This window comes from Nocardia asteroides (assembly GCF_900637185.1).
Classification (GTDB): domain Bacteria; phylum Actinomycetota; class Actinomycetes; order Mycobacteriales; family Mycobacteriaceae; genus Nocardia; species Nocardia asteroides.
Genome location: NZ_LR134352.1, coordinates 5,072,315 through 5,092,583, shown reverse-complemented (window position 1 = coordinate 5,092,583; position 20,269 = coordinate 5,072,315). Strand labels below are relative to the sequence as shown.

Below are 20,269 nucleotides of genomic sequence, written 5' to 3'. Positions count from 1 at the left end.
TGCGGGCTGTCGCGTTGATGCAGTGCTACGCGGGCCCAGGCCGACGATCCAGGGGGCCGATCGTCAGTTGCTCGCGATGGAAGTCGAAATGCCGTGCCGGGTAACGGTATACGTCCTTGAGCGTCATGTAGTCGCTGAAGAAGCGATCCCAATGGGTCGGGAAGTGCATGCCCCTGGACCGGTTCACTTCACCAGCTCGACACCACAGCTTCTCCGGACAGCTCGGTCAACCGGCGGGTGCCCGTCGGCTCGGCGCTGGACATCGGCACGATCGCGTATCGGTGGCTGTATCGCGTTGCCACCGCCTCGATATGGGGCACTTCGGCCGCAGCCCGTGCGCGCAGCAAACCGTCGGCGGGGTGGGCGGCAGCGAGCGAGTTGTTCAATACCCAGGCCCAGGCGGTGATGCCCGCGCGTTCCAGATCCACGCACAGTTCGACCGATTCGAGGATCGGCGTCGACTCCGGTGCCGTCACGACGATGATCTTCGTCTGATCAGGATCCTGCAACCGCATCAGCGGCGTAGTGAAATTCCGGTCCGTGCCGAGGTTGCGGCTGATCTCGCGGTGATAGGCGCCGGTGGCATCGAGCAGCAGCAGGGTATGCCCGGTCGGGGCGGTGTCGACCACGACATAGCGTCGGCGGGATTCATGAACCAGGCGCGAAAAGGCCTGGAACACTGCGACTTCTTCGGTGCACGGCGAAAGCAGATCCTCCGCGAGCGCGGCACGTCCCTGCTCGTCGAGGTCGGCCCCGCGGGTGCGCAACACTCGCCGGCGGTAGTCCTCGGTCGCCTCGACGGGGTCGATGCGCGAGAGCTGCACCGTGGTCGGGGTGTCGCCGACGGTGTCGATCAGATGCGCGGCGGGATCGGTCGTGGTCAGGTGGACATCGTGGCCGCGCGCTGCCAGCGCGGTCGCGATCGCCGCGGCGATGGTCGTCTTGCCGACACCGCCCTTGCCCATGCACATGATCAAACCGTGCCCGTCCAGGGCCAATTCGTCGATCAGCGCCGCCAGCGGAGCCGAGTCGACCACCGGAGCCTCGGCAGGCACGGTCGCGGCCGCGGACGGGCCGAACAAGGTGTCCAACGCTGCGACGCCGACCATCTCGACCGGCTTGAGGGTGATCCGGTCGCATGGCAATCGGGCTAAGGAGCGCGGCATCGCCTCGATCGCCGCTGCTTCGCGTCGAGCGATCGCGGCTGCCAATTCGTCGGCCGTATCAACCTGTGGCAGTACGGCATTCAGGATCAAGTGACCGGCGGTGACACCGATGGCGGTGAGCTCGTCGAAGGTGCGAGCCACCTCGCGCAGCGCCGCGTCCTGGGCCCGGGCGACCAGAACCAGTCGCGTCAGGGCGGGGTCGGTCAGCGCGCGCACGGCGGCCGCGTAGGTTTGCCGTTGGTCGTCCAATCCCGACAGCGGACCCAAACACGATGCGTCGCCGCTGCCCTGCAGGTAGTCGGTCCACGCGCCCGGTAGTTGCAGCAACCGGATCGTGTGCCCGGTCGGGGCGGTGTCGAAGACGATGTGGTCGAACTCCGCGAGTTCGCTTGCGGCCGGATCGAGCAGCGCGGTGAACTCGTTGAACGAGGCGATCTCGGTGGTGCACGAACCCGACAACTGCTCGGTGATGGTGTCGATCTCGGCGGCGGGCAGCAGCCCTCGTACCGGGCCGATGATTCGCTCGCGGTACGCGGCCGCCACCTGGTGCGGATCGATCTCCAACGCCGACAGGCCGGTCACCGCGGGGATCGCGGTGACCGACGCGCCGACGGTCGTCTCGAAGACGTGCCCGATGTTGGACGCCGGATCCGTGCTGACCAGCAGCACCCGGGCACCGTTGCGGGCGAGCGCGATCGCCGAGGCGCATGCGACCGAGGTCTTGCCGACCCCGCCCTTCCCGGTGAAGAAGACGAAGCGCGGGGCATCGGTCAAGAAGGCAGGAATGTCCACGGTGATCAGCAGCACCCGGGTCCGCTGCACCCGTCCTCGGCGATATCGAGCAACGCCACACCCTGCGGCCGCGGGCTCACCTGGGTGATGCGCGCCCACGAGGTGATCTCCGCACGAGTCGGATAGCGGCCGGTCAGCGCGGTCACCCCGTCGACGAGCACCAGCGGAAGCCCTTGCGAGCCAGCGACTTCGAGAAAGCTCCGCACGGCGTCGTTGCTCGCGAACGCCATCGGCTCCGAGGCCATGTTGAACCGGGTGATGTCGCCGCCCTCGCCGCGCAACCAGTCCAGGTCCGCGGTGAAGTTCACCAGGGCCTGGTCGACGTCGGGGCCGCAGACACCGGTGTTGCAGCACAACGCGGGCTCGAATACCTCGATCTTGCTCATCGACATGTCGCTTTCTCGGGTCGGGCGGATCAGGCGCGGGCGGGCAGCAGTTCGGCGATCAGTTCCTCGATGCGCTTCTTGATCTCGTCGCGGATCGGCCGCACCGATTCCACGCCCTTGCCCGCGGGATCTTCGAGCTTCCAGTCGCGGTAGTCGACACCGGGGAAGTACGGGCACGCGTCACCGCAGCCCATGGTGATCACCACCGAGGAGGTCTCGACGGCGTCGGGGGTGAGGATTTTCGGCGCCTGGGCGGTGATGTCGATGCCCAGTTCGGCCATGGCTTCGACGGCGGCGGGGTTGAGGGCGTCCCCGGGGGCGCTCCCGGCGGAGCGGACCTCGATGTCGTCACCGGCGAGGTGGCTGAGGAAGCCTTGTGCCATCTGGGAACGTCCGGCGTTGTGGACGCAGACGAAGAGCACGCTGGGCTTGGTCGACATGGGGTGCAATACCTTTCGGTGGGGGAGAGGTCTCAGTGGGTGGGGATGTCGAGCTCGGCGAGCAGATGCCGCACCCGGGTCTCGATGTCGTCGCGGATCGGGCGCACCGCGGCGACATCGTGGCCGGCCGGATCCTCGAGCTGCCACTCCTCGTAGCGGTGACCCGGGTACAGCGGGCAGGCATCGCCACAGCCCATCGTGATGATCACGTCCGCGGCCTGCAGGATCTCCTCGGTCCACGGCTTGGGGAACTCGCCGGTGATGTCGATGCCGACCTCGGCCATCGCCGCGACCGCGGCCGGGTTGATCTCGTCGCCGGGTTCGGAACCACCCGACCAGGCCACCGCGTTGTCACCGGCCAGATGAGTGAAGAACCCGAGCGCCATCTGCGAACGTCCGGCGTTGTGGGTACACAGGAACAGCACCGTCGGCTTGCCGGTGTGGGCCTTGCCTTCGACGCGGGCCAACGCGGTCAGCCGCTGACGCGCGAAGCGCTCGGCGAGCAACGGCAGGAAGTTCACCACCGTGGCGCGACCGGCGAACTGGTCGTAGGACGCGTGCAGGAAACGGTCGATCGTCTCGATGCCGAACGTTCCCTCGAACTCGCGCTGTAGCCGCGTCGCGGCGGTCTTGAGCGCGTGGCGCTGATCGAGGGTCAGGTCGTCACGGTGGTAGTGGGCATGGGTAACCGGGCTGTCGGTCATAGCACTGTCCCTTTGTCGGGTCCGCTGTTGATCAGGTGTCGGATTCGGAAAGCAGGTGATGCACGTGATCGCCGTCGCGTACCGGCGGTGCGTGGCTCAGGTGGCGTCCTCAGTGGCAACCGGCGCAGGCGCGGTCGCGACAGTGTTGTCGGGGAAGCGTTTACGCAGCGCGAGCGAGACGTAGACCAGCGCGACCAGCACCGGCACCTCGATGAGCGGGCCGACGACTCCGGCCAGCGCTTCACCGGAAGTGGCGCCGTAGGTGGCGATCGCGACGGCGATGGCGAGCTCGAAGTTGTTGCCCGCGGCGGTGAACGCCAACGTGGTGGTGCGCGCGTAACCCAGGCCCATCAGCGCGCCGAGCAGGTAGCCCCCGCCCCACATCACGGCGAAGTACACCAGCAGCGGCAGCGCGATGCGCGCGACATCCCACGGGTTGGAGGTGATCTGCTTGCCTTGGAGGGCGAACAGGATCACGATCGTGAACAGCAGCCCGTACAGCGCCCACGGCCCGATCTTGGGCAGGAACTTCGACTCGTACCAGGCGCGGCCCTTGGTCCGCTCGCCGATACGCCTGCTCAGGTACCCGGCAACCAGCGGGATACCGAGGAAGATCAGCACCGACTTGGCGATCTGCCACGGCGAGGTGTCGATGTGGGTTTGCTCGAGCCCCAGCCAGCCCGGCAGCACCGACAGGTAGAACCAGCCCAGCACGGCGAACATGAACACCTGGAACACCGAGTTCAACGCGACCAGCACAGCGGCGGCCTCGCGGTCACCGCAGGCCAGGTCGTTCCAGATGATCACCATCGCGATGCAGCGCGCCAACCCGACGATGATCAGGCCGGTGCGGTACTCGGGCAGATCCGGCAGGAACAGCCAGGCCAGCGCGAACATCAGCGCCGGGCCCAGGATCCAGTTCAGCGCGAGCGAGGCCGCCATCAGCTTGCGGTCACCGGTGACGGTATCGAGGCGGTCATAGCGGACCTTCGCCAGCACCGGGTACATCATGATCAGCAACCCGATCGCGATCGGCAGCGAAACCCCGTCGATCTCGACGGCGCCGAGGGTGTCACCGAGCCCGGGGATCAGGCGACCCAACAGGATTCCGGCCAGCATGGCCGCGCCGATCCACAGCGGCAGGAACCGATCCAGCGTGGACAGCTTCCCGACGACGGGCGGGTGATCGGTGGTCGTGGTCGCGCTCATGCCCCGACCGCCGAGGTCTCGGCGATCAGCGCGCTCGACACGCGGGCGAACGCTTCGGGAACGACGCGGTAGTACACCCACGACGCACGCCGCTCACTGGTCAGCAGCCCGGCCTCGCGCAGCACCTTGAGGTGATGGGAAATCGTCGGCTGGCTCACCTCGACACCGTCGGAGATATCGCATACACACGCCTCGCCGCCGGCGCGGCTGGCGACCAGTGACAGCAGTCGCAGGCGCACCGGGTCCGACAGCGCCTTGAACACCGCGGCGAGTTCGACGGCCTCGGCCGCGGTCAAGGGATCGCGCACGACCGGCTCGGTCGCGCACGCCGCGACCGGCGTGAGGTTCAGCTCCGACTTAGACATTCTTCGATATTGACGGATATCGATTCAGTGCGCAAGCAAACGCCTGGTGAACAAGCGGGTGGTGCGACGGGTTACCGCTGGACTCAGGACTCGGTGTCGCTTCGCCGTTCGAGCAAGACGGTGTCGCGCCAGACGCCGTCCAGTCGCGCGATGCGTTCCCGCACGCCGACCGTCCGGAACCCGGCCGAGTGGTGCAGCGCGATGCTGGCGCGATTCTCTGGGAAGATGGCACTCTGCAACGTCCACAGACCGGCATTGTCGGCGGCGATGACCTGGGCGTGCAGGAGCGACTTGCCCACGCCGCGCCCGCGCATGCCCTCGGCGACATAGACGGAGTTCTCGGCCACGCCCGCGTAGCAGTCCCGACCCGACACCGGGCTCAAGGTGGCCCAGCCCGCGACGACGCCGTCGGCCTCGGCGACCCAACGATGCTCGGGCAGCCACTGGGCATCGAGGGCGGCGCGGTCCGGGACCTCGGTGGCGAACGTCGCCAGCCGGGTGGCGATACCTTCACCGTAGATGCGCAGGACCGCGGCCCAGTCGTCCTCGCGCATCGCGCGCACCGACACGTCGGCGGGCAGGTCCTCCGGGCAGCACGGGCGCGGAGTGAGGACCCCCATCACGGCGTCGGCCGCGTGAGGCAGGCCCGTGCAGCAACTCGGGTTGACCGCCACGATCGTCGAGGTCCCGCTCTTGTGGGTCGTGACGAACCCGACATCGGCGAGCTTGCGCACGTGATGCGACACCGTCGGCTGGGTGATGCCCAGCGCCTCGGTCAGTTCGCGCACCGTGATTCCGGCCGGTCGGGTGGCCACCAGGTGCAGGAGCCGGACCCGGGTCGGGTCGGCCAGGCAAGCGAACCACTCGGAGTAGGTCGTGGCGTCGTCGACGGGCAACGCGTCGACGCGCACGGCGGCGGCGTCGCGTACGACGGGCATGTCCAGAGACCTCATGCTCGCTATTGTATCGACGATGATCGATGATTGCGTTCATCGACGTCGGTCGATACAGTCATCCGTGTTAGATCGATGTCTGTCGATGAATGGAGTCTGTGATGACCGATCTGCCTGTCGTCGCCGTAGGAGCCGGCCCCGTGGGCCTGGCAGCAGCCGCGGAATTGCGAGAACGCGGCATCGATGTGGTGGTCCTGGAACGCGGCGCACACGCCGGTGCCGCGATCGCACAGTGGAACCACGTGCGGCTGTTCTCCCGCTGGGCCGAACTGATCGCCCCGGCGGCCCGCCGACTGCTCGACCACGGCGACTGGAACGCTCCGGCCGACGAGGACTACCCGACCGGACAGGACTGGGTGCGCGACTACCTGCTCCCACTGTCGGAAGCACTCGGCGACACCGTCCGCTACGACACCGAAGTCGTCGGTCTCGCCCGCCGCGGACGCGACCGCGTCGTCGACGCCGGACGCGACAGCGAACCGCTCTCGATCCACCTGCGCCGCACCGACGGATCCGAGGACCGGATCACCGCACGCGCGGTGATCGACGCCTCCGGCACCTGGGGCGCCCCGAATCCACTGGGCGGAGAAGGACTTCCCGCGCTCGGCGAACGCGGCACCGACGCGGTGACCTACCGCGTCCCCGACGTCGACGCCGAACACACCGGCCGCTACGCCGGAACCCACACCGTCATCGCGGGCAGCGGACACTCGGCCCTCACCGCGATCGTCGCCCTGTCCCAGGTGGCCGACAAGCAACAGGGAACACGACTGACCTGGGTACTGCGCCGCGGGAACACCGAGGCCACCTTCGGCGGCGGCGAAGCCGACGAACTGCCCGCCCGCGGGGCCCTGGGGCTGCGCGCCCGCAAAGCGGTCGAGGACGGACTGCTCGAGGTGGTCACCGGATTCCGCACCGCGGCAATCGAACCCGGAACCGTCGGGCGGGTCACGCTGATCGCCGACGACGGCCGCCGCATCGACAACGTCGACAATGTCGTGGCACTGACCGGATTCCGGCCCGAGCTCGGCTGGCTCTCCGAAGTGCGCCTGGAACTGGACCCGGTCCTGCAGGCCCCGGTCCGGCTCGCGCCGCTGATCGACCCCAACGTCCACTCCTGCGGCACCGTCTACCCGCACGGCGTCGCCGAACTGACCCACCCCGAACCCAGCGTCTACCTGGTCGGCATGAAGAGCTACGGCCGCGCACCCACCTTCCTGGCCATGACCGGCTACGAACAGGTCCGCTCCATCGCCGCCGAACTCGCCGGTGACCACGAATCCGCCGCCCGAGTCGAACTCACCCTGCCCGAGACCGGAGTCTGCGGCGGCGCAGGCGTTTTCGACGACCCCGACGCAGGATCCTCGGGCGGCTGCTGCAGCCCCGCACCCGAAGTGCTCACCCTGACCGTGCCCGCGGTCAGCCGCTGAGCAATGACGACGACCACCATCACCGCGCAGACCGAGTCCACCGGACCCGGTCTGCGCCGGCGAGTGCTGATCGCACTGTGCCTCACCGAGATCACCAGCTGGGGCATCCTCTACTACGCCTTCCCCGTCCTGTCCGTCTCGATCTCGGCCGACACCGGCTGGTCAATGCCGATGCTCACCGCGGCGTTCTCCCTCGGCCAGCTCGCCGCCGCCCTCACCGGAATCCCGGTCGGGCGCGTCCTCGATCGCATCGGTCCACGCACCGTCATGACCGCAGGATCGGTCCTCGCGATCCCCGCTCTGATCGTCGTGGCTCTCGCCCCGAACCCGGTGGTGTTCTTCCTGGGCTGGCTCGTTGCCGGGGTCGCCATGGGTGCGGTGCTGTACCCGCCCGCCTTTGCGGCACTGACCCGCTGGTACGGCACCGACCACGTCAAAGCCCTGATGATCCTGACCCTGGCCGCCGGTCTGGCCAGCACCGTCTTCGCGCCCCTGACCGCAGCCCTGGTCCAGCACACCGACTGGCGCGCAACCTATCTCGTCCTCACCCTCGTGCTCGCGATCATCACCGTGCCCGGACATCTGTTCGGTCTCCGAGGACCGTGGCCACCCGCGCCACCACCGACCACCCCGCACAACGACAACCACCGGGCCATCGCCCGCAGCCCCGCGTTCCTGGCCCTGGTGATCGCCCTGAGCCTCGGCGCGTTCGCGGCGTTCGCCGGAGTGTTCAACCTCGTCCCGCTCCTCATCGAACGCGGATTCTCGCCCTCGCTGGCCGCACTGACACTCGGCCTCGGCGGCGCGGGACAAGTCCTGGGTCGCCTCGGCTACATCCCGCTGATGACCCGCACCACCCCCGCCGCACGCATCGTCGGCGCCTTCGCCACCACCGCCGTCGCCACCGCGCTACTGGGCTGGGTCACCACGGTCTTCGCGCTGATCGCGGTGTCGATCGGCGCCGGTCTGATCCGCGGAATCATGACCCTGGTCCAAGCGACCGCGATCACCGACCGTTGGGGCGCAACCCATTACGGCCGACTCAACGGCCTCATGTCGGCACCCGTGGTCGTGGTGATGGCGGCCGCACCGTTCGCCGGCACCGCGCTGATGAGCTGGACCGGCACCTGGGCGCGCACCTACCTCGTCCTCGCCGTCATCGCGGCCGTCGCCGCAGCCATCGCCCTCGCGACCATCCCACGCACACCACAACATCTCGATTCGTAAGGACCTCGCATGACCGCCTATGACGCGGTGATCATCGGCGCGGGCCAGTCCGGCCTGGCCGCCGCCCACCACCTACGTCGCAGAGGGCTCTCGACGGCCGTCGTGGAAGCCGGACCCGAACCCGTCGGATCCTGGCCGTACTACTACGACAGCCTCACCCTGTTCTCACCCGCGAAATACAGCTCCCTACCCGGCCTGGCCTTCCCCGCACAGCCCGACCACTACCCGCGCCGCGACGAAGTCGTCGACTACCTCCGCCGCTACGCGGCCGGTCTCGACGTCGACTTCCACACCAACCAGCGCATCACCACCGTCGACCACGACGGCCACCAGTTCAGCGCCCACACCGACACCGGCACGACGTTCACCGCACCGCGATTGATCGCCGCCACCGGAGGATTCGCCACACCGAACTACCCGGAACTTCCCGGACGCGACTCCTTCACCGGGACCGTGCTGCACGCCGGCGCCTATCGCTCACCCGCCGACTACGCCGGACGACAGGTGATCGTGGTCGGAGCGGGAAACTCCGCGGTCCAGATCGCCACCGAACTCGCCACCACCGCGACCGTCACCCTCGCCAGCCGCACCCCGGTGAAATTCGTACCGCAACGACCCCTCGGCCGCGACATGCACTTCTGGTTCACCATCAGCGGTCTCGACACCCTGCCCATCGGCCACCTGGTCACCGACCCGCCGACCGCGCCGGTCTTCGACACCGGCCGCTACCGCGCGGCCCTGGCCGCCGATCAGCCCAGAACGCGGCCGATGTTCACCCACCTCGACCAAGCCACCGCCGTCTGGCCCGATGACACGACCAGCGCCGTCGACACCATCATCCTCGCCACCGGCTACCGTCCGAACCTGACCTACCTGTCCGACCTCGGCGCGCTCGACGCCGACGGCCGCCCACACCACCGCAAAGGCATCTCCACCACCCACCCCGGACTCGGCTACCTCGGACTCGAGTGGCAACGCAGCCTGTCCTCGGCCTCGCTGCGCGGTGTCGGACGCGACGCGGCCTGGCTCGTCGACCGCCTCACCGCACAACCACGCAGTGCCAATTCGATAGCCGGACGACGGCAACGGTGACTGCACCAGGTCGGTTCCAACGGGCCGACCGGGGTCAAGCGCAGCGGACGCGCCGGGCCAAGGCGTCGACTCGCGTAGCCAGATCGTCGAACGCGAGATCGAACGCAGTGCCGTTCTCGGCACCGACCGGGTCGGGGACCGACCAGTGCAGCATCGGAACGTCGGGCAATTCCTCGTGCGCGCGGTCGCATACCGAGACCACCAGATCGCCGTCGCGCAGAACATCATCGAGACGCTGCGGCGACGCCGAAGCCAGCGTCAGCCCGTGCCGTTGAGCGACGCCGACCGCGCCCGGATTGATCCGCTCGGCGGGATGGGTGCCCGCCGAGGTCGCCGGGAGCTCACTGGCCCGGCGCCACAGCGCCGCCGCCAGCTGGGAGCGGGCCGAGTTCGCGGTGCACACGAACAACACCCGCTGCGCGGCCATCACCGTCGTCGACGACACCGGCGCCAGAGCGTCGGGCAAAAGCCGAACGTAGGTGCGGCGACGATCACCCTCGGAACGTCGCCGCGTCACGACACCGGCGTCGGTCAGGGTTTGCAGATGATGGGCGACGAGATTCGACCGCATACCCAGCATCGTCGCCAGATCGGTGGGGGAGGCGTCACCCAGCGTCAGCACGTCCACGATCCGCAAACGCGCGGGATCGGCCAACGCCGCGTGCACCGCGACCCGGCGCGCCAAGACATCATCATTCCACTCAGCGTTCATTGACTCAATCATCGCTGACTAATACTGTGGAATCAAGGACGGACCGCCTCGAGCCGCCCGACACCTTCACCGACTGCCCCGCGGCGACCACCGCGATCGACTCGTTTCAGGAGCGTTGACCCATGCCCGCCGACTTCGGGATCACCCTGACCACTGCCATCACCACCGCCGAACCAGTGGTGCCGACGGTGGTCGACGACGACCGCGTCCACGACGTCGTCATCGTCGGATCCGGGCCGGCCGGATACACCGCCGCCATCTACACCGCCCGCGCCGAACTCTCACCCCTGGTCTTCGAAGGCGCACAATTCGGCGGTGCGCTCATGACCACCACCGAGGTCGAGAACTTCCCCGGCTTCCGCACCGGCATCACCGGCCCCGAACTGATGACCGAGATGCGCGAACAAGCCCAACGCTTCGGCGCCGACCTGCGCACCGAAGACGTCGAAAAACTCCACCTGGACACCCCCATCAAAACCATCGTCGTCGCAGGCGGCCGCTACCGGGCCAAAGCGGTGATCCTCGCCATGGGCGCCGCGGCCCGCTACCTCGGCATCCCCGGCGAACAAGAACTCCTCGGCCGCGGCGTCAGCTCCTGCGCGACCTGCGACGGGTTCTTCTTCCGCGACCACGACATCGCCGTCATCGGCGGCGGCGACTCCGCGATGGAAGAAGCCATCTTCCTCACCAAGTTCGCCCGCAGCGTCACCGTCATCCACCGCAGCGAGACCTTCCGCGCCTCCCGCATCATGCTCGACCGGGCCCGCCACAACAACAAGATCACCTTCCTCACCGACACCACCGTCGAGCGCGTCAACGGCGAGACCGCCGTCACCAGCCTGACCATCGCCGACGTCACCACCGGTCAGACCCGCGACCTGCCCGTCGCCGGAGTCTTCGTCGCCATCGGCCACCAACCACGCAGCAGCCTCGTCGCCAACCAGGTCGACCTCGACGACAACGGCTACGTCACCGTCGCACCCTCGTCGACCGCCACCTCACTGCCCGGCGTCTTCGCCGCCGGAGACCTCGTCGATCACCGCTACCGCCAAGCCATCACCGCCGCCGGATCCGGCTGCGCCGCAGCGATCGACACCGAACGCTGGCTCGCCCACCACGCCACCGACCCGGCCACCACGAAACGGCCCACCGTGCTGTTCGTCTGCGTCCGCAACAGCGGCAAATCGCAGATGGCCGCCGCCCTGATGCGCCAGAGCGCCGGAACCGACATCGACGTCCACTCCGCCGGAACCGATCCCGGCTCCGGCCTCAACGCGCTGTCGGTGCAGGTCCTCGACGAAGTCGGCGCCAGCACCGACGGCGAGCACCCCAAACCGATCGACCCGACCCTCTACTCCGGCATCGACCTCGTCGTCGTCCTCGGCGCGGAGGCGAAAGTCGAAGCACCCGAAGGGGTTCCCGTCCAGACCTGGATCACCGACGAGCCCTCCGAACGCGGCATCGACGGCATCGAACGCATGCGGCTCGTCCGCGACGACATCGCCACCCGCATCACTCGACTCGCCGAGCAGATGCGAACCGACCTGGCCGTATCGGCGTAGACGCTCCTCCGGATCTCCGGGACTATTGATTCCGCACGTCCGGCTTGCCGCTTCGCCCCTGTGCCGGGAGTTCCCGGCGCCGTATTTCTTTTGGAGAGGGCCAGTGATGACAGACATGATCCAGTGCCGACCCCGGGCGACATCGCACGAAATGCCATGGTCGAGCCTGAAGGCCAGGCCGATCTGTGGCCGCGGTGATATAGCAAGTCAGTCAGCGGATTCCGGTGGTTGTGGGTGCTGTGTGGCATGCCATCGCAGGACGTTGTGGAGAGCTTCGGCCTGCTGCAGTGCCAGAAGTTCGCTGTCCTGGTCTTCGGCAATCAGGATCTTGCAGAACGCATTTGATCGGCAGGCGCAGGCGTCCGGTGCCGATCGAAGTGTTCTCATCAGGTCGCGCAGCGTTGTCGATCATTCTCCTGTTGTGCCACCCGTCGGTTCCGACGGAAGGCAACTTGGTCGACCGGCGCGTCAGTGCATTTCGCGGGCGTCTCTTTAGCTACAGCTAGCACCCCAGGGCGCCAACCTCGATTCGTGTTCGTCATGGCCGCTGAGTCGATCGGCGGATCCGTCGCCGGTTGGCTGTTGCTCGGCGTCGCGCTCGCTGCTGCCCTCATTCCGACGGCGCTGTTGACCGACTCCGCGGTCAAGGTCTAGTGCTGGCTATGGTCGAGAGCGGAGGCGAAGGCTGGCCGTCTCGTGCGCACTGTCATCGAGGTCGGCGGCCGATTCGCGGGGCAATGTGACCTGTGGACACAGCCTTACGACGAGCGTGGCGAACCCAGTATCTGGGTCGACTCGAGACTGGCCGGGCGCGGCGTCGGGGCGTCTTATCGTCGGGTATGCCTTCGATGGACTGAACCTCGCGCGCGTCACTGCGCCGATAGATGTGGACAATGTCAGCTCGAGTCGATTGGTCCGCCGGATCGGGTTGGTGCATGAAGGCCGATGGTCAGCTATCTCAGCGTCGGCGGTAGGCGACGCGATCACGATCTCTGGGCTGTCTCCGCTCGGTCTTGGGAGCAGCATCCGTCGGCCGAGCTGTGAGACGCGCAGTCCAGGGCGACCGCTAATACGTAGAGACATAGTATGTGCACCTTGCGAACTGCCGGTCCGTGTGCCGTTCCGACACCGCTGCGGCACGGGGGAGCGGAGAACAAGAGAGCGAAGATGGGGCATCGTTCGGAGACCTGCAAGCGGTTGTCGACCGTGACTGGTCAGACCGACGACACCATCACGGTGCGGGAGGAATACGGCGACTTGCTTCATGATCGAGATATCGCCTACATGACCGTAATGACGACGATGGACAATCGGCACCGCAAGGGATGGCTCGAGCGGGAGCGACTCGGCTTAGTCGGCGAGCACCGCGTCGGGGCTCAGGTCCAGGCGGCGGAGCAGTTGGGCGTTGACCGCGACGACGACGGTGGAAGCCGACATCAGCAGAGCACCGACTTCCATCGGCAGTGTGATGCCCCAGCGTGAGAGCACTCCTGCTGCCAGTGGTACGGCGATGATGTTGTACCCGGCTGCCCACACCAGGTTCTGGATCATCTTGCGGTAGGTGGCGTGGGACAGCTTGATGACAGACAGGACCGAGCGGGGATCGTCGGAGGCGAGGACGACTCCGGCAGAGGCGATCGCGACATCGGTGCCGGCACCGATCGCGATCCCGACGTCGGCTCGGGCGAGCGCGGGAGCGTCGTTGACGCCGTCGCCGACCATCGCGACCGTGTGTCCGGCGTCCTGGAGGGCTTGGACTTTGGCGCCTTTGTCCTGGGGCAGGACTCCGGCGAAGACTTCGTCGATGCCGAGCTGGGCGGCGACGGTGCGGGCGACGGGTTCGGCGTCGCCGGTGATCATGGCGACGTGGATGCCACGGGCGTGTAGGGCTTTGATGGTCTGGGCGGATTCCGGGCGGATCTCGTCGGCCAGGGCTAGTGCGCCGAGGAGTTCACCGTCGCGGAGCACATGAAGCACGGTCGATCCCTGTGCGGACCATTCGGCCGCGGCGGGGGCTGGGTCGAGGTGGTGCTGGGCGAGCATCGCCGGGCCGCCGACGCTGACCTTCTCGCCGTTGATCGTGGCGGTAACACCGACACCGTTCTGAGCGGTGAAGTCGGTCGCCGTGGGGATGCTGATGCCACGTTCGGTGGCCGTGTGGACGATGGCGCGACCCAGCGGGTGTTCGCTGTCGGATTCCGCCGCCGCGGCCAACGCCAATACTTCGTCGTCACCGATACCCGACGTGGAAGTGGTGGCGACGACTGCGGGTTCACCCCGGGTAAGAGTGCCGGTCTTGTCGAACAGGATCGCATCGACGGTGCGCATGGTTTCCAGGGCGCGGCGATCGGTGATCAACACGCCGGCCTTGGCGGCGCGTTCGGTCGCGATCGAGACCACCAGTGGGATGGCCAGCCCCAGGGCATGGGGGCAGGCGATGACGAGCACGGTGATAGTGCGGGTGACCGCGGATTCGGGCTGCCCGAGCAGCAACCAGGTGATCGCGGTGATGACCGCCGAGCCGGAGGCGAACCAGAACAGCCACGCCGCCGCGCGGTCGGCGAGGACCTGCGCGCGGGAGGTCGAGTTCTGTGCTTCGGCGACCAGGCGTTGGATTCCGGCGAGCGCGGTGTCGGAGCCGACGGCGGTGATCCGTACTCGCAGTGCGGAGTCGGTGGTGACGGTGCCCGCTACGACGCGATCACCGGGGCCGCGTCGCACCGGCCGGGATTCGCCGGTGATCATGGATTCGTCGACGTCGGCGCTGCCGGTCTCGACGCTGCCGTCGGCGGGCACTCGTCCGCCCGGACGGACGACGACCAGATCACCAGTACGCAGGTCACCGACCGGCACGGTGCTGGTGGTCCCGTCGTCGCCGAGGCGCTCGGCCTCGTCGGGCAGCAGCGCGGCCAGTGACTCCAGTGCGCTGGAGGCCTGGCCGAGGGAACGCATCTCGATCCAATGGCCGAGCAGCATGATCACGATCAGCAGTGCCAGTTCCCACCAGTAGTCGAGCTCGTGGGCCAGCAGGCCCAGTGTCGAGCCCCAGGAAGCGGCGAAGGCCACGGTGATCGCCAGTGCGATCAGCAGCATCATTCCGGGCTGGCGGGCACGGATCTCGCTGACGGCGCCGGTCAGGAAGGGGCGCCCGCCCCAGAAGAACATCACGGTGCCCAGCACAGGGGACACCCACTGCAACCCGGCGGGCACGGTGTAACCGATAAGGTCGGCGAACATCATGTCCGCGGCGACGACCGGCACGGCCAGCCCGAGCATCACCCAGAACAGGCGCCGGAACATCGCGACGTGATCGCCGTGGCCCGCGTGCCCGCCGTGGCCCGTGTGCTCGGCGTGACCCTGGTGGGTGCTGTGCTCATGTGCCGGCTCACCGTGATCGTGGCCGGCGGTGTGCTCGTGGTGTTCGGGTCGCGGGTGCGTGGCCTCGCTGTGGTCGGTGCCGTGGCCGCCGTGTTCGGCAGTGTGGGCGGTGGATGGTTCGGTGCCGGGGCGTAGGTGATCGCTGGTCATGCGCTGACAGTCCTTTGGTCGGCGACAGGGGCGCAGCCACGGCCGCAATCTTCGCGACCATGGCGAACGGGAGGGCTCAGCTCTGGGATCGGGGAGGTTTGACGCGGCGGAGCAGGGCGCGCAGGGCCTCGGATTCGTCCTCGCTGATCTGCTTGACGAAATGTGCCAGCACCAGATCGGAGCGGGTGCCTTCCAGGGCGTCGCGCATGAGCTGTGCGCTGTATTCCTCGCGGGTCAGGGTGGGCCAGTACAGGTAGGCCTTGCCATGGCGTTCGCGGTCGAGCCAGCCCTTGCGGTGCAGGTTGTCCATGGTGGACATCACTGTGGTGTAGGCGATTTCGCGTTCGAGCAGCAAACTTTCGTAGACGTCGCGGACGGTGAGGTCGTCTTCGGCCGCCCATACGCGGTCCATCACGACGGCTTCGAGATCGCCGAATCGGTGTGCCACGACCAACCTCCTGACAGGAACCTTAAATCTACGTAGCAATATCGTAGGTTGTTCGGTGATGTTCTGTCACATCGACCTGGTCGAAGTGCGCGTGTGGGGTCGACCGGCGGCACGTCGATCGACCCCACACGTGAAGAGGCGTGCTACCAGCTGCCGGTCCGCGGCAGCGGGAACGTGGGCCGATAATTGTTGAGCAACGGAGCCTGGTGGTTGCGGTGGTTGCCGTGACGGCTGCCCGGGTGATGGTCGCGGTGGCGGTTGTCGTGTGCGGCGGAGATCTCGTCGGCCTGCGCGGGGGTGCCGGTATCGGCGAAGGCCGGAGCAGCCAGCGCGGCAGTGGCGGCGACGGCCGAGATCGCGAGGACGACTCGGGCAGCGATCCGGCGCGTGTTCTGCAGGGAGGATTCAGAACTCATGATGTCCTATCTCGTCAAATCATTACTATCTACGTACGGAGATAGTAGCTGGAGGGATGTGTCGCCTGTGTGGGACTTCACGGGTCGGCCGACCGGCGACTTCGTCGGCCGACCCCCACGTGACCGGCGCGGGTCACATCTGACAGCACGAGGCCATCATCGAGCACATCCAGTCGCACAGCATCTTCATCGGGTTCATCGGTCGGTCACCTCCTTACACATGGGCGGCGGGCATCAGGTATCGGTGCGGTGTGCGCACTCGCCGCAGTGAACGCTGCAGGCTGTGTGGGCAGCACGCGGGCATGGGGTTATTGCTCGTAGGAGACGACGGTCATCATCCCGGCTTCGCCGTGGTAGACGTTGTGGCAGTGCAGCATCCACTGGCCGGGGTTGTCGGTGTCGAAGTCGACTTCGACGGTCTGCATCGGCACCACGATCGAGGTGTCCTTGCGCGGTCCCGCGCTGGAGCCTGTGACGACTTGGAATGTGTGGCCGTGCAGGTGCATCGGGTGCCACATCATCGTCTTGTTGTTGAACCGCAGCCGGACCCGTTGTCCGGCAGTCACATCCAGCGGCGCGTGGTCGGGGAAGGCTTTGCCGTTGATCGTCCAGATGTATTTGTTCGCGTCGGCTTCGAGTGCCACATCGAGGGTCTGATCAGGCTTTCGGTCGGGCAACTGGACAGCCTCGGTCGCGGTCAGGCTCGCCGCCGACAGCGGGATCGCAGCCAGTTCGGTGGGGCGAGCATCCGGCGGTGGCGGTGTGCCGGACCCGGTGCGGATGAGCGCGAAGCCTTGACCTGTCTTGCCTTCGGCGGAGGCGACCAGCGGGAACACTCCGTCGCCGAGTTCGACCACGGCGTCGTAGCGTTCGCCCATCCCGATGAGGATGTTGGCGGTGGAGACCGGATCGACAGGGAATCCATCGGTGTGGGTGACGCGCAGCTGGTGACCACCGAGGGCGACGCGGAAGGCGGTGTCGGAGGCGGCGTTGATGATGCGCAACCGCATCCGCTGTCCCGGGCGGCCCTGGAGGACTACGGGGTCGGTGCCCAGGCGCCCGTTGATCAGGTAGTAGGGGTATTGCACGTCACCGGTGTCGGCGCCCAACGGCATCGCCGGGTCGCTGGGTGCCGACATTGGCGCCGAGCCGCCCATCGACATCCCGCCGTGGTCCATGCCACCGGATTGCCCACCCATGTCCATCCCGGCCATGCCCTGCTCGCGCAGCCGCGCCAGTTCGGAGTCCGGGTCGCGGCCGGCGACACCGTCGAGCCAGTCGTCGAGCACGATGACGGCCTCGGAGTCGTAGTCGGACCCCTCGTCGGGATCCTCGATGATCAGCGGAGCGTACAGGCCACGATCGAGCTGGACACCGACGTGCGGATGGAAGAAGTAGGTGCCCGCGTCGGGGACGGTGAATTCGTAGCGGAAGTTCGCGCCCGCGGCGATCGGAGCCTGGGTGATCTCAGGAACGCCGTCCATATCGTTGCGCAAGGCGATGCCGTGCCAATGCACCGTCGTCGGCGCGGGCAAGGCATTGCTCAGTTCGGCACGCAGCACCTCGCCGCGGCGCAGCCGGATCTCGCGGCCGGGCAGGGTGTTGCCGTAGGTCCAGGTCTGGACCTGGACGCCGCCGAGGTCGACCGTGCTCGGTGCAGGACGCAGCGATACCTCGCGCACCGTGGCTGTGGCAGATCGCCGGGCGTCCTCGGCGGATCGGACCGCGTCGGAATCGGGGCCGATCGGAGCGCGGTGTGGGGTGGTGGAATTCCCGCATGCCGCCAGCAGCGCGGCCGCGCCCGCACCGGCGCCCAGCGCGAGAAAGCTACGCCGGGATCTGAGGGTGCCGAGGTTGTGTGGTGACGACATGGGCGTCTCCTTCGTCGTGTCGATGTCCGCGACCAGCCGTGAATGACAGGGTTTGTGCAGTTGAAGTGGGTTTCGGCTCGCATGCTAGGGAGATCTTGTATCCCCGGAGCGCACGCGATCGGGCGTGTTCGTGGTTCACCTCGTTGCCGCGCGATCGAAACGAATTCGTCCTACGATCGCGGCCAGGCTGTCGCGCGCGAGCCTCATCGCCGAGATCTGCGCGGCCCGCTCGGCGCGGGCAAGCCGAAAGGTGAGGAGGTTCGAGTGGCAAGCGGCGGGTTCGGCGAGCTGGAATCGGTGGTGATGGACACGGTGTGGTCGGCCGCCGAGCCGGTCAGCGTTCGCCAGGTGCGCGAGGTGATCGCCGCCGAGCGCCAGATCGCCTACACCACGGTGATGACCACCATGGACAACCTGCACCGCAAGGGCTGGCTCGACCGCGAACGCCAAGGCAAGGCCTACCTGTACTGGCCCACCTTGACCCGCGAGCAGTACAGCGCCGGACAGATGCGCGCCGCGCTCGATGCGGGCGGCCGGGCCGAAGACGTGCTGGCCCGGTTCATCGAAACGATGACCCCGGCCCAATCGCAGCGGTTGCGCGAGGCACTGCGGCAGCGGCCGCGAGGAATCGACCACCCCGACCCCCACAGCTAGCGGGGGCCGGAGCACACGCGAGGTGTGCAGTGGCCGCCGTCGTCGGATGGGTCGTGTCGGCCGTTGTCGGCGCGGTCGTGGCCGTGCCCGCGTGGACCACCGTCGGTGCTGTGCCCGTTGTCGACGCGGCTGTTGCCGTGCCAGGCGGTGCCTCGGCCGTCGTCGGCGCCCGCGGGTCGGCCGCTGGTCCCCGAGGCCGACGGTGCGGCGGTCGCGGGGACGGCGGCCAGGAAGGTCGCCGCGGCGGCGATCGAGGCCGCTGCGAGGAGTCGAGCGGGAAGGTGATGTCGCTGAGGTCGGGCAGTGGTCATGGTGGTCCCTTTCATCGTTGCCGGCGCGGTTACCGCCGGTGGGCGGCGGGTTAGCCATGTTCCGGCGAACGGGCGGTGTTCGTCACGTGCTCGTCACCGGGGCATGTCGTCGAGGTGACGTACTGAAGGTCTGGTGATCCGACACGCCGAGGCGTGCGCCTGATCACACAACACAAACTATTTACGTACCGAGATAGTAGATTGATCGCTGTGGTTGTCAACCAACCTGCCGAATGCGGCTAGGGTGGGTACCGCCAAAACTATTGGTGTACAGCATGTTCGAGTTCAGGAGGTGGAGGTTGCGCAGCACGCCGGTGTGGGACCTCCCCGCGCGGATCTACGGCACGAAGACGAGCATGCGATCGCGCCACGGCCTCATGGCCGCAGCGAAGGCGCCATTGCGCACTCCGTTATATGTTCGTTACCCTCGCGGCATCGTGAATTCTCTCGGTCGGATGCGCAGAGGTAGCTGGCTGGCAGTGCTGCTGCTGGCCGCCCTGGTGATCGTTCCTACCGCTGATTGCCTGCTCTTCAACGACCAGTCTGGCTCGCGCGGTCATCACTCGGTCACTGCGGCCGCGCCCGTCGACGCGACAGGCCACCAGCATCTCGCCGCAGAACCGACCGCCGCGACTGACCACGACCACGCCACCGCTGCCGACGTGTCGCAGCAATGCTTCGCGCACGACGTGCACTGCCCGGACAAGGCGCTTCCTCCGGGGATCGTGTCGCTGACGCTGGCCGCGCTGGTGCTCGCCGCGTTCACCGCGGTCTGGACGCCGACGTCGACACAGGACTCCCGCGGTGGTGGTATCCGGGGTCCGCCCTCTGTGCCGCACTCGCCTGATGGGCGCACAGTTCTGACTATGTTCTGCATTTCCCGACGCTGATCAGTCAGCGCCAGGCCGACCTGCCGTGTCGGCCGGTGCTCGCTGCCCACCGTCGTGGCGTACCGCGCAAGCGTGCGCCTGTGCAGAAAAGAGACAGCAATCGTGAACACCAC

20 protein-coding genes and 1 pseudogene are annotated in these 20,269 nt (G+C 67.6%); 8 read left to right on the top strand and 13 right to left on the bottom strand.

The genetic code is table 11. The features are described from left to right. Positions 1 to 188: 188 nt before the first annotated feature. The 7 genes from arsA to EL493_RS23790 all read right to left on the bottom strand — a co-directional run bounded on the left by arsA (position 189) and on the right by EL493_RS23790 (position 6,015). Complete coding sequence (gene arsA, locus EL493_RS23820) at positions 189 to 1,988, bottom strand: arsenical pump-driving ATPase (RefSeq protein ID WP_019050316.1); 1,800 nt, start codon at positions 1,986 to 1,988, stop codon at positions 189 to 191. After that, on the bottom strand, positions 1,964 to 2,344 hold the full coding sequence (gene arsD / locus EL493_RS23815) for an arsenite efflux transporter metallochaperone ArsD (RefSeq protein ID WP_022566050.1): 381 nt from the start codon (positions 2,342 to 2,344) through the stop codon (positions 1,964 to 1,966). The genes arsA and arsD overlap by 25 nt, the downstream gene beginning before the upstream one ends. A 29-nt stretch (positions 2,345 to 2,373) precedes the next feature. Further along, positions 2,374 to 2,784 (bottom strand): arsenate reductase ArsC, encoded by a 411-nt coding sequence (locus tag EL493_RS23810; RefSeq protein WP_019050314.1) that lies wholly within the window; start codon positions 2,782 to 2,784, stop codon positions 2,374 to 2,376. A gap of 32 nt (positions 2,785 to 2,816) precedes the next feature. Continuing rightward, a complete protein-coding gene (locus EL493_RS23805; RefSeq protein ID WP_019050313.1) occupies positions 2,817 to 3,488 on the bottom strand; it encodes an arsenate reductase ArsC in 672 nt (223 codons plus the stop codon). Between the two features lie 96 nt (positions 3,489 to 3,584). Next, positions 3,585 to 4,697 (bottom strand): ACR3 family arsenite efflux transporter, encoded by a 1,113-nt coding sequence (gene arsB, locus EL493_RS23800; protein WP_019050312.1) that lies wholly within the window; start codon positions 4,695 to 4,697, stop codon positions 3,585 to 3,587. Further along, positions 4,694 to 5,062, bottom strand: coding sequence for an ArsR/SmtB family transcription factor (locus EL493_RS23795; RefSeq protein ID WP_019050311.1), 369 nt, complete (start codon positions 5,060 to 5,062; stop codon positions 4,694 to 4,696). Before EL493_RS23795 ends, arsB begins: the two co-directional genes overlap by 4 nt. 83 nt (positions 5,063 to 5,145) lie before the next feature. Continuing rightward, positions 5,146 to 6,015 carry a helix-turn-helix domain-containing GNAT family N-acetyltransferase gene (locus tag EL493_RS23790; protein WP_030203632.1) on the bottom strand — a complete coding sequence of 290 codons (870 nt, stop codon included), beginning with the start codon at positions 6,013 to 6,015 and terminating at the stop codon, positions 5,146 to 5,148. A 101-nt stretch (positions 6,016 to 6,116) separates the two neighbouring features. On the opposite strand from EL493_RS23790, the gene EL493_RS23785 reads away from it, so the two are divergent. The 3 genes from EL493_RS23785 to EL493_RS23775 are packed head-to-tail and all read left to right on the top strand — an operon-like array spanning position 6,117 to position 9,764. Beyond that, positions 6,117 to 7,445, top strand: a complete 1,329-nt coding sequence (locus tag EL493_RS23785; protein ID WP_019050309.1) for an NAD(P)-binding domain-containing protein — start codon at positions 6,117 to 6,119, stop codon at positions 7,443 to 7,445. Between the two features lie 3 nt (positions 7,446 to 7,448). Continuing rightward, entirely contained in the window at positions 7,449 to 8,672 is a 1,224-nt protein-coding gene (locus EL493_RS23780) for an MFS transporter (RefSeq protein WP_019050308.1), read from the top strand. A 9-nt stretch (positions 8,673 to 8,681) separates the two neighbouring features. Next, positions 8,682 to 9,764, top strand: coding sequence for a flavin-containing monooxygenase (locus tag EL493_RS23775; protein WP_019050307.1), 1,083 nt, complete (start codon positions 8,682 to 8,684; stop codon positions 9,762 to 9,764). A gap of 34 nt (positions 9,765 to 9,798) precedes the next feature. On the opposite strand, the gene EL493_RS23770 is transcribed toward EL493_RS23775, so the two are convergent. Further along, a complete protein-coding gene (locus tag EL493_RS23770) occupies positions 9,799 to 10,476 on the bottom strand; it encodes an arsenate reductase/protein-tyrosine-phosphatase family protein (RefSeq protein WP_030203634.1) in 678 nt (225 codons plus the stop codon). A gap of 188 nt (positions 10,477 to 10,664) precedes the next feature. Between EL493_RS23770 and trxB the strand changes: the two are divergent. The 3 genes and pseudogenes from trxB to EL493_RS33630 form a co-directional block, all read left to right on the top strand. After that, positions 10,665 to 11,615, top strand: a pseudogene (gene trxB / locus EL493_RS33270) (thioredoxin-disulfide reductase); the annotation flags it as partial. Between the two features lie 51 nt (positions 11,616 to 11,666). Beyond that, positions 11,667 to 12,038: an arsenate-mycothiol transferase ArsC gene (locus EL493_RS33265; protein WP_331252055.1), complete on the top strand. Its 372-nt coding sequence runs from the start codon at positions 11,667 to 11,669 to the stop codon at positions 12,036 to 12,038. Between the two features lie 531 nt (positions 12,039 to 12,569). Next, positions 12,570 to 12,692 (top strand): hypothetical protein, encoded by a 123-nt coding sequence (locus EL493_RS33630; protein WP_019050302.1) that lies wholly within the window; start codon positions 12,570 to 12,572, stop codon positions 12,690 to 12,692. A 696-nt stretch (positions 12,693 to 13,388) separates the two neighbouring features. Here EL493_RS33630 and EL493_RS23750 read toward each other — a convergent pair. The 4 genes from EL493_RS23750 to EL493_RS23735 all read right to left on the bottom strand — a co-directional run bounded on the left by EL493_RS23750 (position 13,389) and on the right by EL493_RS23735 (position 18,301). Next, positions 13,389 to 15,566: a heavy metal translocating P-type ATPase gene (locus EL493_RS23750; protein ID WP_022566053.1), complete on the bottom strand. Its 2,178-nt coding sequence runs from the start codon at positions 15,564 to 15,566 to the stop codon at positions 13,389 to 13,391. A 76-nt stretch (positions 15,567 to 15,642) separates the two neighbouring features. Beyond that, on the bottom strand, positions 15,643 to 15,978 hold the full coding sequence (locus tag EL493_RS23745; protein ID WP_051719585.1) for a BlaI/MecI/CopY family transcriptional regulator: 336 nt from the start codon (positions 15,976 to 15,978) through the stop codon (positions 15,643 to 15,645). Between the two features lie 179 nt (positions 15,979 to 16,157). Continuing rightward, positions 16,158 to 16,430 carry a hypothetical protein gene (locus tag EL493_RS23740; RefSeq protein ID WP_019050298.1) on the bottom strand — a complete coding sequence of 91 codons (273 nt, stop codon included), beginning with the start codon at positions 16,428 to 16,430 and terminating at the stop codon, positions 16,158 to 16,160. 308 nt (positions 16,431 to 16,738) lie between these two features. Beyond that, positions 16,739 to 18,301 carry a multicopper oxidase family protein gene (locus EL493_RS23735; RefSeq protein ID WP_019050297.1) on the bottom strand — a complete coding sequence of 521 codons (1,563 nt, stop codon included), beginning with the start codon at positions 18,299 to 18,301 and terminating at the stop codon, positions 16,739 to 16,741. 264 nt (positions 18,302 to 18,565) lie between these two features. Between EL493_RS23735 and EL493_RS33255 the strand changes: the two genes are divergently transcribed. Beyond that, positions 18,566 to 18,955: a BlaI/MecI/CopY family transcriptional regulator gene (locus tag EL493_RS33255; RefSeq protein WP_019050296.1), complete on the top strand. Its 390-nt coding sequence runs from the start codon at positions 18,566 to 18,568 to the stop codon at positions 18,953 to 18,955. On the opposite strand, the gene EL493_RS23725 is transcribed toward EL493_RS33255, so the two are convergent. Then, positions 18,952 to 19,266 carry a hypothetical protein gene (locus tag EL493_RS23725; protein WP_019050295.1) on the bottom strand — a complete coding sequence of 105 codons (315 nt, stop codon included), beginning with the start codon at positions 19,264 to 19,266 and terminating at the stop codon, positions 18,952 to 18,954. The genes EL493_RS33255 and EL493_RS23725 overlap by 4 nt on opposite strands. 299 nt (positions 19,267 to 19,565) lie before the next feature. Between EL493_RS23725 and lpqS the strand changes: the two genes are divergently transcribed. After that, positions 19,566 to 20,156, top strand: coding sequence for a putative copper homeostasis (lipo)protein LpqS (gene lpqS, locus EL493_RS23720; protein WP_022566055.1), 591 nt, complete (start codon positions 19,566 to 19,568; stop codon positions 20,154 to 20,156). Positions 20,157 to 20,269: the final 113 nt, after the last annotated feature.